Annotated in this window: 15 protein-coding genes; 4 read left to right on the plus strand and 11 right to left on the minus strand. The window is 43.6% G+C overall.

Annotated elements, in window-relative coordinates; translation table 11 throughout:
• Window positions 1-16: 16 nt before the first annotated feature.
• Complete coding sequence (locus H0W44_05500) at window positions 17-565, plus strand: hypothetical protein (protein ID MBA3581894.1); 549 nt, start codon at window positions 17-19, stop codon at window positions 563-565.
• A 23-nt stretch (window positions 566-588) separates the two neighbouring features.
• Here the strand turns inward: H0W44_05500 and H0W44_05505 are convergent, their stop codons facing one another.
• Complete coding sequence (locus H0W44_05505) at window positions 589-1,299, minus strand: hypothetical protein (protein MBA3581895.1); 711 nt, start codon at window positions 1,297-1,299, stop codon at window positions 589-591.
• A gap of 9 nt (window positions 1,300-1,308) precedes the next feature.
• Window positions 1,309-1,530: a DUF2970 domain-containing protein gene (locus H0W44_05510; protein ID MBA3581896.1), complete on the minus strand. Its 222-nt coding sequence runs from the start codon at window positions 1,528-1,530 to the stop codon at window positions 1,309-1,311.
• On the opposite strand from H0W44_05510, the gene H0W44_05515 reads away from it, so the two are divergent.
• Entirely contained in the window at window positions 1,531-2,241 is a 711-nt protein-coding gene (locus tag H0W44_05515; GenBank protein ID MBA3581897.1) for an arylesterase, read from the plus strand.
• A gap of 59 nt (window positions 2,242-2,300) precedes the next feature.
• On the opposite strand, the gene H0W44_05520 is transcribed toward H0W44_05515, so the two are convergent.
• The 4 genes from H0W44_05520 to H0W44_05535 form a co-directional block, all read right to left on the minus strand.
• Window positions 2,301-3,062: a zf-TFIIB domain-containing protein gene (locus tag H0W44_05520; protein MBA3581898.1), complete on the minus strand. Its 762-nt coding sequence runs from the start codon at window positions 3,060-3,062 to the stop codon at window positions 2,301-2,303.
• 65 nt (window positions 3,063-3,127) lie between these two features.
• Window positions 3,128-4,354, minus strand: a complete 1,227-nt coding sequence (locus H0W44_05525) for a hypothetical protein (GenBank protein ID MBA3581899.1) — start codon at window positions 4,352-4,354, stop codon at window positions 3,128-3,130.
• Window positions 4,355-4,428: 74 nt separating this feature from the next.
• Window positions 4,429-5,622, minus strand: coding sequence for an energy transducer TonB (locus tag H0W44_05530; protein MBA3581900.1), 1,194 nt, complete (start codon window positions 5,620-5,622; stop codon window positions 4,429-4,431).
• 52 nt (window positions 5,623-5,674) lie between these two features.
• Complete coding sequence (locus H0W44_05535) at window positions 5,675-6,346, minus strand: energy transducer TonB (protein MBA3581901.1); 672 nt, start codon at window positions 6,344-6,346, stop codon at window positions 5,675-5,677.
• A gap of 589 nt (window positions 6,347-6,935) precedes the next feature.
• On the opposite strand from H0W44_05535, the gene H0W44_05540 reads away from it, so the two are divergent.
• Window positions 6,936-8,954: a thioredoxin family protein gene (locus H0W44_05540; GenBank protein MBA3581902.1), complete on the plus strand. Its 2,019-nt coding sequence runs from the start codon at window positions 6,936-6,938 to the stop codon at window positions 8,952-8,954.
• An 11-nt stretch (window positions 8,955-8,965) separates the two neighbouring features.
• Here the strand turns inward: H0W44_05540 and H0W44_05545 are convergent, their stop codons facing one another.
• Genes H0W44_05545 through H0W44_05565 form a run of 5 tightly spaced genes read right to left on the minus strand, consistent with a single transcriptional unit; the run spans window position 8,966 to window position 14,597 of the window.
• Window positions 8,966-9,565: a polyisoprenoid-binding protein gene (locus tag H0W44_05545; GenBank protein MBA3581903.1), complete on the minus strand. Its 600-nt coding sequence runs from the start codon at window positions 9,563-9,565 to the stop codon at window positions 8,966-8,968.
• Window positions 9,566-9,601: 36 nt separating this feature from the next.
• Window positions 9,602-11,080, minus strand: coding sequence for an AMP-binding protein (locus H0W44_05550; GenBank protein MBA3581904.1), 1,479 nt, complete (start codon window positions 11,078-11,080; stop codon window positions 9,602-9,604).
• A 3-nt stretch (window positions 11,081-11,083) separates the two neighbouring features.
• Entirely contained in the window at window positions 11,084-11,398 is a 315-nt protein-coding gene (locus H0W44_05555) for a helix-hairpin-helix domain-containing protein (GenBank protein MBA3581905.1), read from the minus strand.
• An 8-nt stretch (window positions 11,399-11,406) separates the two neighbouring features.
• The gene (locus H0W44_05560; protein ID MBA3581906.1) at window positions 11,407-13,935 is read right to left on the minus strand and encodes an FtsX-like permease family protein; all 2,529 of its coding nucleotides are present in this window, start codon (window positions 13,933-13,935) and stop codon (window positions 11,407-11,409) included.
• Window positions 13,935-14,597: an ATP-binding cassette domain-containing protein gene (locus tag H0W44_05565; GenBank protein ID MBA3581907.1), complete on the minus strand. Its 663-nt coding sequence runs from the start codon at window positions 14,595-14,597 to the stop codon at window positions 13,935-13,937. Before H0W44_05565 ends, H0W44_05560 begins: the two co-directional genes overlap by 1 nt.
• 135 nt (window positions 14,598-14,732) lie before the next feature.
• Here H0W44_05565 and H0W44_05570 point away from each other — a divergent pair, with 135 nt between their 5' ends.
• A complete protein-coding gene (locus tag H0W44_05570; GenBank protein ID MBA3581908.1) occupies window positions 14,733-14,984 on the plus strand; it encodes a hypothetical protein in 252 nt (83 codons plus the stop codon).
• Window positions 14,985-15,687 lie beyond the last annotated feature (703 nt).

The following is a 15,687-nucleotide window of genomic DNA, read 5'->3' on the forward strand; positions in this document are numbered from 1 at the left end:
GAAGCGAAATTTATAAATGATTTTTGATGATCCAAAAAATCGTGAATTAGTAGCACTGCATGCCAGCTTAATTCATGAAGTCATTGCGGCTATTACTCAACCCACTAAACGCCCTGCACTGTATTCGGGTTTAGATATCGCAACTCAAAATGGATGGGGTGCATTAGCCAATGCGGTTCGCAAAATTTTGGACGGTGAACGCAGTCTTGATATTCTCGATAACATGGATCATGACGATGCGGTAATCGTCGCCGCTATTTTACGTGGCATTCAAGACCCCAACACTTTGCCGAGCCTCGACACCGCGCAAGATCCTGCCGGCGCACCCAGTTCTTTAGCCCAGTTAATTCACACTGCCGGCCGTGGTGACGCTAACAGCGAACGCTTATTGCAACAATTTATGAATGACATGATGGTTAACGATGAAATGCGCAAACTCAGCGTCGCGCTCCATCATATGCGTAACGGTGAACGCCATTATCAAGCCCTTAGCGCCAACATGCAGCCACGCACGAGTGAGCTGACCCGCGCTATTTTGGATGAGCTAATAAAACTCGACGTTTAATTATTTAACGATTCGGAAAATATTTAATATCGAAAATCATCTGCGCCCAACATAATATTTTCAATAATAGTATTTTCTCGGCTACGCACCATATTAAGAAAAATACTAGCGCCTCGCAGAGGTTCAAACGCAGCGAAGCCACGCTCAAGATACAATTGCAAAGCCCATATGTTCGCTGCGCGTGCAGGTGCACGACACATTTTCAAAGCTATGCCTACAAAAGGCGTACGCACCACAGCATCAATATTCATACCGACTTGCTGAATTAATTCAATGCGCTGTAACTGCTGCGCTTTATCGAGCTGACGCATCGCCTGACAATATTGCGCTTCATTGATAGCAACAGGCTCTGCTAGAGCATACTCCTGCGCTAAGTAATGCTGAGTTAATTCCGCATCCAAACTCAACGACAAATGATTTAAACGCATCGCCAATAACACTGTGTTTAATAAACTCTCAGGCAAAACTTTTATCATGGTATTAAATGCCGTGGCCATTTGCTGATCACGCAATTGAATATCCGCAGCGCCAAAAATATCCCGCGCAATAAAATGCACAGCTAATTGATAACGTTTATCTTTTTGTAAATCCGCATGCAGCTGTTCAAAGCGCTGCCCGCGCCAATGCCGTAACTTATTAAAAGTTGCATGCAATTGTGGCTGCTTAGCAAGCTGCTGATGCAACTCATTAACCGCCAGGATTTCACTTTTCAACCGTTGGGGCACGGACAGCATATAAATTCTTCACAGACCTGTGTTATGCAATATCACACGCACAATGGTATAGATAAGCACAATAAAAAGAATAGTAAATATCAAACCCGCTATAATGAAATGTGATATTTTACCTTTATTAAAATCACGTTCTCGTATTTCACCACGCTGTACACCAAAAAATGACATCGCGGTACTTTTTGCAACATCAATAAGTGACAAATCTTTCTTTTCAAATTCCGGATCAGACATATGCACAACTCGATCAATTATCACCCTTATCGGCCAGCGTATTATCAGCTGCACAGAATCATCAAACAAGCCAACAAAGGGCTGTGGCAAAATATTCTTATCGGCATCGTAGGCTTATGGTGTGGCCTGTGCACTATCGCACAGGCTGCAGAACCACTAACACCGAGCAAAAAAATACTTATCGTCGGTGATAGTCTAGGAGCATCGTATGGGGTCGCGACAGAATCAAGCTGGGCAAATCTTTTGAGCAATCGCCTTGCCCAACAATCGCCTGCTTATTCAGTCATTAACGCCAGCATCAGTGGTGACACCAGCTCTTCGGCACGCTCTCGTTTACCTGCATTACTGGCGCAGCACCAACCGAACATTGTAATTATCGAACTGGGTGGCAATGATGGATTACGCGGATTACCGGTCGAGATGATTGAACGTAATTTATCTAATATGGTAGAAACGACGCAAGCCAGCAATGCCAAAGTATTATTGCTAGGCATTACCTTACCCAAGAATTACGGCACAGCTTATATTCATCAGTTTGACAAGATGTATCACAAGCTGGCAAAAAATTATCACGTAAGCGTATTACCGTTTTTATTAAAAGATATCGCTGGCCATGCGGGAATGATGCAAAACGACGGCATACACCCTACTGCCGCAGCGCAGCCCAAAATCCTGGAAAATATCTGGCCACTTTTAAAACCATTGCTTTAATCAACCAATATTTAAACGGGATATTATTGCCCCGTTTAAATAACTTTCTTACAAACTTATTATTTCTTTTTAGATTTTTTCTGCACTGATTTTTTAGAGATATTTTTGGCGGGCTTTTTAGAGAGTTTTTTAGCTGTTTTTTTAATCATCTTTTTTGCAACCTTGGCAATTATTTTACCAACTGATCTTTGCTTAATGACTTTCTTTTTAGCGGGCAGTTTCTTAGCACCCTTCTTTTTGGTTACTGATTTTTTCTGATTTATCTTTTTCTTGGTCGTTTTTTTATTAGTGGCTTTTTTCTTAGTGATTTTTTTCTTTGCGACAGCCACTTTTTTAATAGTCTTCTTAGCGATTTTTTTACGTATTGCTTTTTTAGCAACTTCGTTTACGACAACAGACACAACACTTGCGGAATCAGACTTCACTTTACTGTCTTTGCGCTGCTTCACATTCGCCATAAAGCTTTGAAAAAAATCAGAAATATTTTCTTCTACATAATCGGTAAATTCGCCTGGATCAAACAGCGCGCCATAACCATCAACATCAACTTCATATTGAATATGAGGCTGACGCTCATCTATTACTGTTTTCATTACCTTACCAGTAACAGGGCTTTTAATATTTTTAAGTTTGTTTAACTCGCGACCAATTTTAGGGTCGCCAATATCTAACGCGGCTTGCGACATCCATTCTTTTTTGAGGGCTTTATAAGATTCTTCGGGAAACCATAAACAGTGACAATTATTACAGCGGTGCACCGTGTAAGCACGGCTATAATTAACTGGCGCCAAATCGCCCGTATGACATTTCGGGCATTTCATTAATCCACTCCACATTTACTTTATATTCTCGCTTTGTTTGTTGCAGCAATGCTGTTATCTAAGTGTTAAGTACGGTGTGTATTTAAATATTTTAACCATTCAGTGGCGACGCTTTGCATTTCTGTCGATTTCGTTAATGATTTGAAAATTTTCTCAGCTTCTTGATGACGACCTAAATAAAACAAAGCCTGAGCCAATAATGCTCGCACATAGTCGCGCTGTTTTAACTTCTCTTCTTTAAGCGCCAGATTAAAAGCATCAACGGCCTCTTGCCACCGATTCAAACCGGTGTAAGCTTCGCCAAAATTAACATAGAGCTCGCCATCGGTAGAAAGCTTTGGGAGGTCGGTTAATATCTGCAAGGCTTTTTCTGGCTCATTGGCGAGCAGGTACGCGTGCACCAATTTTCGCAAATTATCAGGTGTGCTTTCAATAGTTTTATTTTGCAATGCTTTTTCCAAAATATCAGCCGCTTTGCTCGCTTTGTTGTTATGCATAAGCAAAGAAACAAGCACTAACAAATCGTTAGGATTCTTTAAATAACCCGCATCGTTCGCCGTTTCTAATACCTGCAACTGCTGTTGCTCACGGCCTGGCTCACTGTACATCGACGCTAATTGTGTGAAATATTCTTCTTTAGGATATAAACGAATTAATTGTTCAAGCGTAGCAATCGTTTTGCTGACATTGCCAACATCAGAGTAACTGGCGCGTAATAATTGCAGCCACGCTTCTTTAGGTTGGATATTGTATTCAATGACGAGCACCATTGCTTTTTCAAGCTGCACCACGGCTTCTGCAGAATTACCTTTAAAATAATGCGCTTGCGCCATTACGACATAGGCATCTACCGTCGGCTCCGTTGCAACGTTAAACCAACGCTGCATTAACTCTACCGTCTTGTCATGGTTTTCTTGAAACAAATGAATGCGCGCTTGCGCAAAAATAGCGCTTAACGCCATTCCTTCAGGAATATTAGATTGCTCCGTTACATTGGCATACGATTTTAATGCTTCGCCATAATTTTTTTCTGCTGTATAAACATACGCGATGTAACTCCAAATAGACGCTCTTTCATAAGGATTTAGCTTGTCAGTAAACATACTGCGCAATTTACTCAAGCCTTCTTTGGTTCTGCCCGCTTCAATAGACTCAGCTGCTATCGCTAAGCCTTGATAAATTTTGGGATTAACGGACTGTGTATTATTACGAGAAACTTGTTGAGCTTGGGCATTTCCAATTACATACACCCCGAACACCACGCCGAGCAATAAAAATCTTATGTAATCCACGCGTCCTCGCCTGTTGTGAAGGCGAGACGGCAAAGACGCTGGTGATCTACTCATGTCATTCTCAATTCAAACATCTACTGTAATTTAAATACCACGCGTTTTTGGTTGCCAGGCGTATCAATAGCTTGACCGCTTTTATTAGTCGCGGGTTGATATTTATATTTACTCACCGCTTCAATTACAGCTTCGTCAAACACACCTGCAGGCTCGGCTTCTATCACACGAATATTGGCGGTATCGCCGGTTTTGGTTACGGTAAACTCTACGAGTACGTGGCCTTCAGTGCCGCGTCGCGCTGCGCGTTTTGGATAATCCGCCGGCGCGCCTACGATTTGTCGAATATCACGATCGAGCAATTTAAATTTAGGATCGGTTTTCACCATTTCTGCGACAGTCGCTTCAACTTTTGTAAGACCTGCGGGTATCGACTCTACGCAACCGCTGTATTCTTTTTTAAGTTTTTCTAACCGTTCTGCTTGTGGTGCACTCAGCGCCAATCCTTGAGCGTTAAGTTTTGCTAATTCAGCTTTCGCTTTGTCGTAAGTTTTATCCGCGCTGGCGACTAATTTATTTATTTGCTGCACAGTGCCATTGGTATAATTATCTTTGTCATTAATCAAGTTACGCGCACCGCGACATTGACTGGACGCTTGATTAAATGCATCTAACGCCGGCTTAAAATCATCTCGATCATTTTTGACGGTGTAATTTAATTGTTGTTTGTAATTATTTACCGCTTCCGTAATGTCCAGCCCTAAGCGATCACAGAGTCGTACTTCATAAGAATTTTCATGCACATCTAAAACAGACCCGCTCATTGCTAAAGCGTCGGTTTTATTTTTATCATACAATTTACGTTTTTCACGCGCTTGATCAAAATCACCATTGGCTAAGGCAATGCGCGCTAGTGAACATTCTTTCAATCCTTGTTCAAACAAAGGTAAGGCAGCGGCTCGATCTAAATCTTTTTTAATGCCTACGCAAAAATCCAACACTCGCTGAGTTTCTTCGCTAGGAGCAGTTGCAATAGCCGCATTATCCAATTGAGCTGCTTGATTAATTTTAGCAAGATGACTCTCGTAATGTTTATTCGCTAATACAAGGTCAGTACGACGGGCTGATTTTGCCGCACGACAATCTTGTGAGGCCTCGCGCACTAAGCTTTTAAATTGCTCCGTTTCAGCGGCATGCGCAGTAGTCGCGCACAACATTATTGCCAGCAATAGGCTCGCAATATGTTGTAGATTAACGTTCAATTTAAACATCATTTCTCTCTCCTTGATCAAACCCCATGACACTCACGGTGTAAGGGATATTCATTTACTGATTTTTTTGCTCAACACTAAAGGTAAATCGCTGTTTCACACCCACAACATCCACGGGTTGACCATTCTCTATTTTAGGTTTGTATTTCCAAGTTAATACCGCACTTAACGTCACAAGTTCAAAGTAATCCACAGGTTCCGCTTCCAGTACTTTCGGATTTTTGACGTTGCCGGATTTATCCACGGTAAATTCAACAATCACGTAACCTTCCAAGCCTTTACTACGCGCACGTTCTGGATACGGTGGCGCTACGGTAACAATGGGTAAAAGATTACTGTCTCCTTGACCAATTTCTTGAAATTTAAGCTCAAAGTTTTTATCCATTACAAAACGCGGTGGTGCGCTTTGTTGCATTTTAAGCGGCGCATCAATCCGAGGTTCAATCGGGATTCGCGGTGGCGCATCCACTGCCGTCGTTTGTGCTATCCCTGCATCTACTGACGCTTCAATAACAGATTTATTAGCCCCTTGATCAACCGACGCTTCACTTTGCGCACTTTTCACTATTTCTTTTGATTTTTCTAAATTATCTTCAGGTGCCAGAACAGACGCAGGAGCTGCGCTAACTGTAAAAGCGGTTAAGCCGAATATTAAAATTCCGCAAGCTATTGTGATACCCGTCATCGGTATTAGTATTTTTATCTGACGAGTTACAGAACTATTCACTCTATCTCCTGCTAGCTAAACAAGTATTTATCATGCTGCTCTAAGCTCCACAGGTTTACTGGCGCTATTCACAATCTCAAACCTGCAAATAATCCTATAGCAGAATGCAGCTACCATCGCTCGACATTGGAATACAAATCATCGGATCAATCCATCGTGATGACGTCTCCATTGCAGCTACGACAAATGCTTCAGGAATGTGCGGTGGCTTATAATAACATGCGAGCTTTGCATGTCACGCAAGACCTGTCATAAGTGCTAATTACATCACTGGCTGATACTTCGCCTTTAACCTAGGGAACTCACTGGGCTACAATAGCACTAATGTTGTGCGGATTAAGTACTGCGCACTCAAGCACGATCCTGTAGCAATTCCAAAGCATGGCTTGCAGATGCACCAGGTTCGATTCATTCAAATCTTAAAGAGCATGTTATGAATTGTTACCGATCCGCAAATACCTTATTCATTAGTTTATTCATGTTTTTCGCAGGAGTGCTGCCGTCACTAATAAATGTGGCAAATGCGGCAACTCCGGCAAACAGTACAACGTCTGTAGAAGTTCAAACCGAATTAACCCATGCACGGTTAATGAGTGAAACAACACAAATTAGTCCGGGCCAAACATTTTGGGTGGGTTTGGCATTAACACCTAGTGAGGATTGGCATACTTACTGGCGCAATCCCGGTGATGCCGGTAAGGCCACCAGTATTGAATGGTCATTGCCCGCGCAATTCACCGCCAGCGCCATTCATTGGCCAGCGCCTTCAAGACTACCTTCTGAACCCGTTGTAAGTTTTGGTTATCCGGCCGACGTTTTATTACCCGTACAAATTACCGTTCCCGCTGATTTGCAAACCGATACCGTTACTTTGAAAGCGCATGCGCGTTGGTTGGTCTGTAAAGATGTCTGTATTCCCGAACAAGCTGAATTAATTCTAACGCTTCGAGTTGGTAAACAAGGCCAGCCCACGGCGGATGCGGCCCTTATACTGGACGCGCTACATCAAACACCATTAGAAGCAACGGTTAGCAGTGAATTTGGAAGTTCACATGCTACGCCTGATGCGGGTGATCACGTAGGCAGCCAAATTGATTTGCGCATCTCGGCAGACGCTCAATTACTAAACAATATTACGGCAGCTTTCTTTTTTCCTTATGCATCCGACATCATCAATAACGCAGCGGCGCAACCTTTAACCATTGGGAAAAGCCATTTAGGTCTGGTAATTCCGACACTGCCCACCGTGGCAGAAGATTTACTCAATAAACAACGAGATGCACGCGATCTAGCCGGCGTGGTCGTGATAGAAACGGGGACGGGTCGCGCCGCGTGGGCGATCAATCCCACTTTAAATACCGCACTTCCACCGTTAGTAGCTATTACCACTACGGCAAATAGCCTCAGTTTATTTGAAGCACTACTGTTTGCATTTCTTGGCGGCTTAATTCTGAATTTAATGCCCTGTGTTTTGCCCGTGTTATCCCTTAAAGCACTCGCGATTGCCCGTAAATCAGGCGCCGAACGCGCCGCCATTCGTGCCCAAGGCTGGGTGTTTGCCGCCGGGGTTATTATCAGTTTCTTAATAGTCGCTGGCGCGCTTTTAGTTATCAAAGCCGCCGGTGCGCAAATTGGTTGGGGCTTCCACTTACAAAACCCACTCGTCATTGGCGTCCTTATATATGTACTGTTTTTAGTAGCGCTCAATTTATCGGGCGTATTTGAAGTCGGTGCTGGCTTACAAGGCGTGGGTCAAAAGTTCGCTCATAACAACAGCGCGTGGGGTACTTTTTTTACTGGCGTCCTCGCCGTCATGGTTGCAACGCCCTGCACCGCGCCCTTCATGGCGCCGGCCTTAGGTTTTGCCCTGACGCAACCCATGGGTATCGCACTCGCCGTATTTTTAGCATTGGGCATTGGCTTTGCGCTGCCGCTGTGGCTAGTTTGCCAAATTCCCGCTGCGCAACGTCTATTACCTAAACCTGGCGCGTGGATGGATACCTTCAAGCAATTGCTTGCCTTCCCGATGTATCTCGCTGCCATCTGGTTGATCTGGGTCTTGGGACGACAAAGCGGGCCTAATGCTATCGGCATTATTTTATTAGGCTGTTTGGCGCTAGGTTTTGCTACGTGGGTTATGACTAAACAATGGAAAACTTTTTTACGCATCAGCTTCATGGTGTTAGCCATCGTTGCGGCAGTTATGGCCTTACACTCTGTCAGCAAAACGTCGGGGCTTGAACATGCAACATCATCTAATACTGCGCATGCCGGCATTGAAACTGAACCTTACACTCCCGCACGCTTGGCAGATTTACGCGCAGCGCATCAACCTGTCTTCGTCAACATGACCGCTGACTGGTGCATCACCTGCATGGTCAATGAAAAAGTAGCTTTTACTAATAACGCGAATAAAATATTTGTGGAAAAAAATATTACTTATTTAATAGGTGATTGGACAAATTACGATCCAGCGATTACTGCGTATCTCGCTGAATTCAAGCGCAGTGGCGTGCCGTTGTATGTTTATTATGATGCAAACGATAACGTCACCGTGTTACCGCAAATATTAACCGAGCGCATCTTGCTCGATGCACTCGGCCAATAAATTTAATACATTTATTTTTTACCCGTAGCTGGCGTACGTTGCGCTTCCACGGAAATATAAAGATTTACTTCTTTGGAAACCATCGGCACTGCATAACCAATTCCAAACTCGCCACGATCCAGCACCGTCAACGCCGTAAATCCGCGGGTGAACTGCTTATTCATCGGATGTGGTTTAGCTTCATTAAAGGTTACGTCTAAGATCACTGACTTAGTAACACCATGCAACGTCAAATTACCCGTCACTTTTGCACCCTTGTCAGTTTTTTCAACTGCGGTACTAACAAAATGCGCCGTAGGATATTTTGCTACATCTAAAATGTCATCAGCCTTTAAATGCTCATTCATTTTGTCATGATACATATCGGCGCTAGTCATTTGAATGGTGACATCCACTTTGCTTTTTGCCAAATTCTTAGCATCAAATACAAACGTCCCGTCATACTCATGAAACATACCGCGATATTGTGAAAAACCTAAATGATTGACATCAAAAAATATGCGTGTATGTGACTTATCAAACACATAGGTTTCAGGTGCCGCTTGCGCAGCAGTCGTTAATCCCAACCAACTACTCGCGAGCATTACCCAAACGGCTAATGATTTCTTCATAATATTATCTCCTGACATAATGATATTGTTAAAATGCTATGGTCGATACAAATTCTGATACAAATCAGTATATTGTTGCTGCAATACATTTTTCTGCAATTTACCCAGCGCATTGCGCGGCAAACTTGTAACGAACAGAAAACGCTTAGGCACTTTATAGGTCGTCAAGATTTCTTTCAATGCTGATCGGATAAGCTGTTCATCACACGCGTCATCACATACCATCGCAGCCGTAACTGCTTCACCCAAATCGGCATGCGGCAAGCCAAACACCGCAACTTCGTGTACACCCTGTATAGTTAACAATGCATTCTCTACTTCTTGAGGATAAACATTTAAACCGCCGCTGATAATCATTTCTTTAGCACGACCCACAATAAACAAATCGCCGTCTTTATCTACATAACCCATATCACCGGTTTTAAACCACGCTTTTTCAAAACTATCTTGCGTAGCTTCTGGTTTACGCCAATAACCTTGCATCAACGCAGGACTTTGAATGTAAATTTCACCCACCACATCAGCCACCGAAGTTTGCATGACGTCATTGTTAATTCTTATACAAACCTCTTGCAAAACTTTACCCACACTGCCCACTTTGCGTTTATCGTGCAAAGCCTGAGCAGTAATGATCGCCGCTTCACTCATGCCATAACGCTCATACAAAGCGCAACCCGTTCGTGTCATAAATGCTTCATGAAGCGACAAAGGCAAAGGTGCAGATCCAGAAATAAATAAACGCACGCCTAAACAATGCTGACGACCGAAAATCGCATCATTTAATAAACGTGAATAATAAGTCGGCACGCCCATCATCACCGAACATTTCGGCAAAACATGCAGCACATTGCGCACATCAAACTTCGGCAAAAAATAAGCCTTACTGCCATTCAACAAAACAATATTCAAAGCCACCAACAAACCATGGATATGAAAAATTGGCAATGCATGCAGCAACACATCATCTTGTCGCCAACGCCACACTTTTGTTAACGCTTGCGCATTGGCTAACAATCCGGCATGCGTTAACACAGCGCCTTTCGGTTTGCCCGTAGTGCCTGAGGTATACAAAATAACGGCGGGGGCTTGCGCATCCAAGACAACATCGCTGTCTACTATTTCTGATAAGGGACTATTTAAAAATTCGTTTATGCTAATAATGCGCGACGCTAGCGCATCAATTTTTAATGCGCGCGAAGATTCCAGCAACAACACGCTAGGCTCTGCATCTTCAATAAAATAGTGTAATTCAGTGTCCGTCAGCGCAGGATTCAGCGGCACATAAATAATGCCGCGCTGCAAACAAGCCAAATACAAAGCAATTAATTCTACGCGCTTTTCCGCGCAGACCATGACGCGTGCGCCTGCTTGAATATTATTAAATGCTAGCCACGCCGAGAATTTTGCAGCGCATTGATATAAATCAGCATACGTCCAAGTAATTTCATCAGTATAAAAAACCGGCTGATCCAGATTAGATTGCGCTTTCTCATTAAAGATAGAAAATAAATTCATAATTTAACGCTTAAATATTTTGACTTGCGCTTCGACTTCATGGAAACGCGCTTTTCGCTCAATCGTAAAATCCCACCACTTCTTTGCCCCTTTCCCATCCATAAAATACACAGCTGCAATTAAAGTATCGAGCATACAAGGATCATGATAAAGGCGCGTTTTTTCACATAAGGCAACGTACAACTGATAAGCATCGCGCTTTTTCAAATCATGCGGCTGTTGTATACCCAGCAGATGCAAATCATGCACCACCGCCTTACCTACATTAGGAATTTGCTCCAGAAAATGCGCTTCATTAGCCTGACTAACTTTCTTCATAAAAAATTCTATTCTTCACGCAAGCGTATCGCAGGGCGTTCGCCTAACACGCGCCAAGCATTAAACAATCCCAATACCACTGTAATCAACAAACCACTGAGTGTCGTGCTCGCTGCCACATCCAAAAAGAAATGCCATTGCAACTTTAATACGCCAACCACAACACCATACGACGCTAACACACCGACGACTAAAGATAACAAGACCGCACATAAACCTAATAACAAATATTCAATACTATACATACCTAATAAATCACGTCTTCTAGCACCCAGCACTTTTAACACCACGGCTTCATAGACACGTCGTTGATGACCTGCTGCTAAAGCGCCCGCCAGCACTAAGACACCCACCACCAAAGTTAATAAACCCGCGCCGCTAACGGCCATGGATAATTTCGCAATAAATTCGCTGGCCAAAGCCATCATGTCACGCACCGGAATCACCACTACATTCGAAAACTCTCGTGCAAGTAATAGATTAATATTTTTTTCTTTTTCTAGCTCTGCACGAACTGTGGTAACCAACGTATAGGGCGCATTCGGAAATGCATTTGGCGTTACTGCAAAACGAAAATTAATCCCCATAGAAGCCCAATTCACTTCTCGCACACTGCTTAAACGCAAAGGATATTCTTGCCCTGCCACACTAAACGTTAAAACATCACCGAGTGTTAAGCCTAATGATTCTGCAACATTACTAGACACCGACACTTGCGGATCAGAATTTTCACTCCACCATAGGCCTTCAACAATCGTATTGCCTTCCGGCATCTCGGCTTGCAAAGCAATGCGCTGATCAAAGCGTAATTGCTCGCTATCATCCGGCCATTTTTCTGCAGGGATATCATTTATTTTTACAATGCGGCCACTGATCATCGGCACCGTTTTTACATTATCAATACCGCCCAAGCCGGCAAAGGCAGTTTTTAAGGCTTCTATTTGAAAGGGCTGCACATCAATAAAAAATAAACTCGGCGCGTCTTTTGGTACATCTTCATTAAATTGTCGTTGTACATTCGCGTGCACTAACGCAATCGTCGCCAATACGCTTAAACCCATGCCTAAAGACATCAAGGTTAAGGTGCTTGTACGCGGTTGATGCTGAATGTTGCGTAGCGCAATACGTGCATACGGCCATTTCAAATGAGGCATGTAAGCCAACGCTTTAATCAAAGCCGCTGCTGCCAAACGAAATACCACATAAGCGACTGCAATGCCCAACACAAAACCTAAAATCAAACGCCACGAATCGGTAGTGAGAAAAATAAACGCCACTAAGCCAACCGCCAACAAAGCCGTATAAAATTGATAACGGCGCGGCGCAATGCTGCTATCCACTTGCGCATACACTCGAAACAAAGTAGCAGGCGACGTTGCTTGCGCAGCGCCTAAGGCATTTAAAGAAAATAATAAAACCACCCAATATCCAATCAGCGCGGAGTATAAACTGGTTTTAACAGGCCAGTGAATAACGTCCGGTAATGGCAACGCGCCATTCACCATGTCTTTAATCAGATACGGCACAGTGCCGCCTAAGATCACCGCAACAATAATAGCTAAACTCGACAACAATAAAATTTGCCACAAATAAATCCGCAATACAGTAGCGCCGCTCGCACCTAAACATTTAAAAGTGGCAATAGTGGCGCGTTGTTTTTCTAAATAAGCGCGCATGGCGTTAGCGATGCCAATCCCGCCGGTTAACAACGCAGTTAAACCCACCAAGCTTAAAAACACTTGAATGCGTTCAATAAAATTACGAAATCCAGGCGAAGGATCATCACGCGTTCGAATGTGGTAATCAGACACATTAAATTGTTTTGCAAAAGACTGTTGCCACTCATCTATTGAAATTTTTTCTGGCAACACGACGCGATAACGATGCCGTACTAAACTGCCCGTGATTGTTAAGCCTGCTACTGTCGCGACTTCACGCAACACCAACACGCGCGGCGCAAATTTGATGCCTTCATAAGCGCGATCAGGTTCACGCAGCAAGGTTGCACGATACACTACCAGCGTATTACCAATGCGTAGTTGATCGCCAATTTTTAACTGCCATTGATCCACCAATGATTGATCTAGCGCGGCACCCCAATAATTCTGACGAAAACTTAATACGTCTACTAAATTTACAGGTTCAACAAATTGAACCTTTCCTACTAATGGATACGTAGTATCAACCGCGCGCACTTCGACTAAGTGCATTTGTGTTTTCGCAGGATATTGCAGCAAGGTTAATAATTCTTCGACTTTTGCCACGCGGCCATGTGCGCGTAAATAATCTTGCACCGCCGGTTCAAGATCACCACCGCCGCGACGTATTTCTAAATCACCACCTAATAATTCCACACCTTGTTCTTGCAAAGCTTGTTGAATGGCGGTGGTTACTGCGCTAACGGCGGCAATGCCAAACACACCCAAACCTAGTGCTAATAAAAAAATATAAAATCCACTGAGTCCACCGCGTAATTCACGCCATGCCAAACGTAAACTTAAGTTATTAAACCAAGAATTGAACAAGGGAATTTTCATTAACTCAGCTGTCCATCTTTTAAACGCAAAGTACGATCACAACGTGCAGCTAACACTTCATCATGGGTAACAAGGATTAAAGTTGCTTGCCGTTCGCGTTGTAATGCGAACAACATATCAGTTACTTGTCGTCCCGTTTCACTATCTAAATTGCCGGTCGGTTCATCGGCTAATATTACGCGCGGCGCGGCAACCAGCGCGCGCGCTAAAGCTACACGTTGTTGTTCGCCGCCGGATAATTGCGCAGGATAATGGGTGATGCGTTGCGCCAAACCGACCTTGTACAATTCTTGTTGAGCTTTTTCAAAAGCATTTGCATCGCCCATCAACTCCAATGACACCGCGACATTTTCTAAAGCGGTCATAGTAGGAATCAAATGAAAGGATTGAAAAACAATCCCAATGCGGCCACGCCGAAATTGCGCTAAAGCATCTTCTGATAAAGCAGAGATATTCACGCCATCGACTGTGATATCCCCTGCCGTGGGTTTTTCCAAACCACCCATCAAAGTTAACAAACTGGTTTTGCCTGAACCGGACGGCCCTACGATAGCAACCGATTCGCCGGCGGCTACGTTTAAACTTACATCACGCAACGCATTTACCTGACCTGCATTACTGGCGTATTGCAGAAAAATATTCTGTAAAGTAATCACAACCATCCTCTCAATCGGTAAGATCGCTAACATAACATTCGCGAGCTATCAACAAAAGCGCTGCGCGCAATTAGCGCGCAAACTTTTCCACAATTAAAAATTCTAGCCCGAGCACGAAATCGGCAACACGCATTAAGATTAATGACCATTGGCGTCGATTATGTGATTCGTGAAACGTTGCTATCTAGCTTAGATATGACAGGTGAAGTCTTGCAGAATTTAGGATTAACGTTCAGCCAAGCAAGCGATGCTGTGGAATACTTCCGCGAATTCGATCAGAAATTATTAGACAAACAACTCGCCATTCATGACGATCAAACAAAACTTATCGCCTCTACCAAAGAAGCCGCGGCGGAATTACGCGGTTTATTTGAAGCAGACACCAAAGCTTAAGCGTTATTAGCGAGCGATAATTTATATATCGGATATAGCCCGAATGAAACCGAATACATTCGGCAAAATCAAGGGGATTTCCCATAAATTATTTATAACAAATAAAAGTGTTTCGCTCGTCGCTACGCGACTACAGCGAGTGACTTTTTGTCGTAACAAAAAGTCACCAAAAAGTACTCGCCCGGATGTTGTGCACTTGAATGGAATACGATTCCATTCAAGTATTCCCTCGCAGTGTTTAAGGGCTAACGCGTCGCCTCCACGCAACATCCTGTTGCGATCGGCTCACATGAACATCCATGTTCATGTGTCGCTATCCCTTAAATACTTCTCGGCACACCATAACGGGCATGGTTGCTTCGTTTAGCATTTCTCATAACTGAAAACGCTTCTATGAATTAATTCACTTCAAAAGCCGAACAAAGCACATGCCTCTATGGCTCGCCGAGTGTTTGAGCTGTTGTCGGGAAAAACAAACAGGATGTTTGTTTTAGTCACGCCGCGACAGGGATGTCGCGTCGTGGCGACCCGCAACAACAGATCAAACACGAAGGAACTGCGCGTGTGGTTTACGCGCAGCGAGACATCAGGGGAGTATTTTTTGGTGACTTTTTGTTACGACAAAAAGTTACTCGCTGTAGTCGCATAGCGACGAGCGAAACACTTTAGCTTTTAATTAAACTAAAAACATTAGGCGTAATGC

The sequence above is a fragment of the Gammaproteobacteria bacterium genome (genome assembly GCA_013817245.1).
Lineage (GTDB): Bacteria > Pseudomonadota > Gammaproteobacteria > HTCC5015 > HTCC5015 > JACDDA01.

Excerpts from the sequence above, each read along its gene's own strand:
- H0W44_05505 (MBA3581895.1), bottom strand. The coding sequence starts at position 1,299 with ATGCTGTCCGTGCCCCAACGGTTGAAAAGTGAAATCCTGGCGGTTAAT.
- H0W44_05515 (MBA3581897.1), top strand. The coding sequence starts at position 1,531 with ATGCACAACTCGATCAATTATCACCCTTATCGGCCAGCGTATTATCAG.
- H0W44_05560 (MBA3581906.1), bottom strand. The coding sequence starts at position 13,935 with ATGAAAATTCCCTTGTTCAATTCTTGGTTTAATAACTTAAGTTTACGT.
- H0W44_05530 (MBA3581900.1), bottom strand. The coding sequence starts at position 5,622 with ATGATGTTTAAATTGAACGTTAATCTACAACATATTGCGAGCCTATTG.
- H0W44_05565 (MBA3581907.1), bottom strand. The coding sequence starts at position 14,597 with ATGGTTGTGATTACTTTACAGAATATTTTTCTGCAATACGCCAGTAAT.
- H0W44_05570 (MBA3581908.1), top strand. The coding sequence starts at position 14,733 with ATGACCATTGGCGTCGATTATGTGATTCGTGAAACGTTGCTATCTAGC.
- H0W44_05545 (MBA3581903.1), bottom strand. The coding sequence starts at position 9,565 with ATGAAGAAATCATTAGCCGTTTGGGTAATGCTCGCGAGTAGTTGGTTG.
- H0W44_05540 (MBA3581902.1), top strand. The coding sequence starts at position 6,936 with ATGAGTGAAACAACACAAATTAGTCCGGGCCAAACATTTTGGGTGGGT.
- H0W44_05520 (MBA3581898.1), bottom strand. The coding sequence starts at position 3,062 with ATGAAATGCCCGAAATGTCATACGGGCGATTTGGCGCCAGTTAATTAT.
- H0W44_05555 (MBA3581905.1), bottom strand. The coding sequence starts at position 11,398 with ATGAAGAAAGTTAGTCAGGCTAATGAAGCGCATTTTCTGGAGCAAATT.
- H0W44_05510 (MBA3581896.1), bottom strand. The coding sequence starts at position 1,530 with ATGTCTGATCCGGAATTTGAAAAGAAAGATTTGTCACTTATTGATGTT.
- H0W44_05550 (MBA3581904.1), bottom strand. The coding sequence starts at position 11,080 with ATGAATTTATTTTCTATCTTTAATGAGAAAGCGCAATCTAATCTGGAT.
- H0W44_05500 (MBA3581894.1), top strand. The coding sequence starts at position 17 with ATGATTTTTGATGATCCAAAAAATCGTGAATTAGTAGCACTGCATGCC.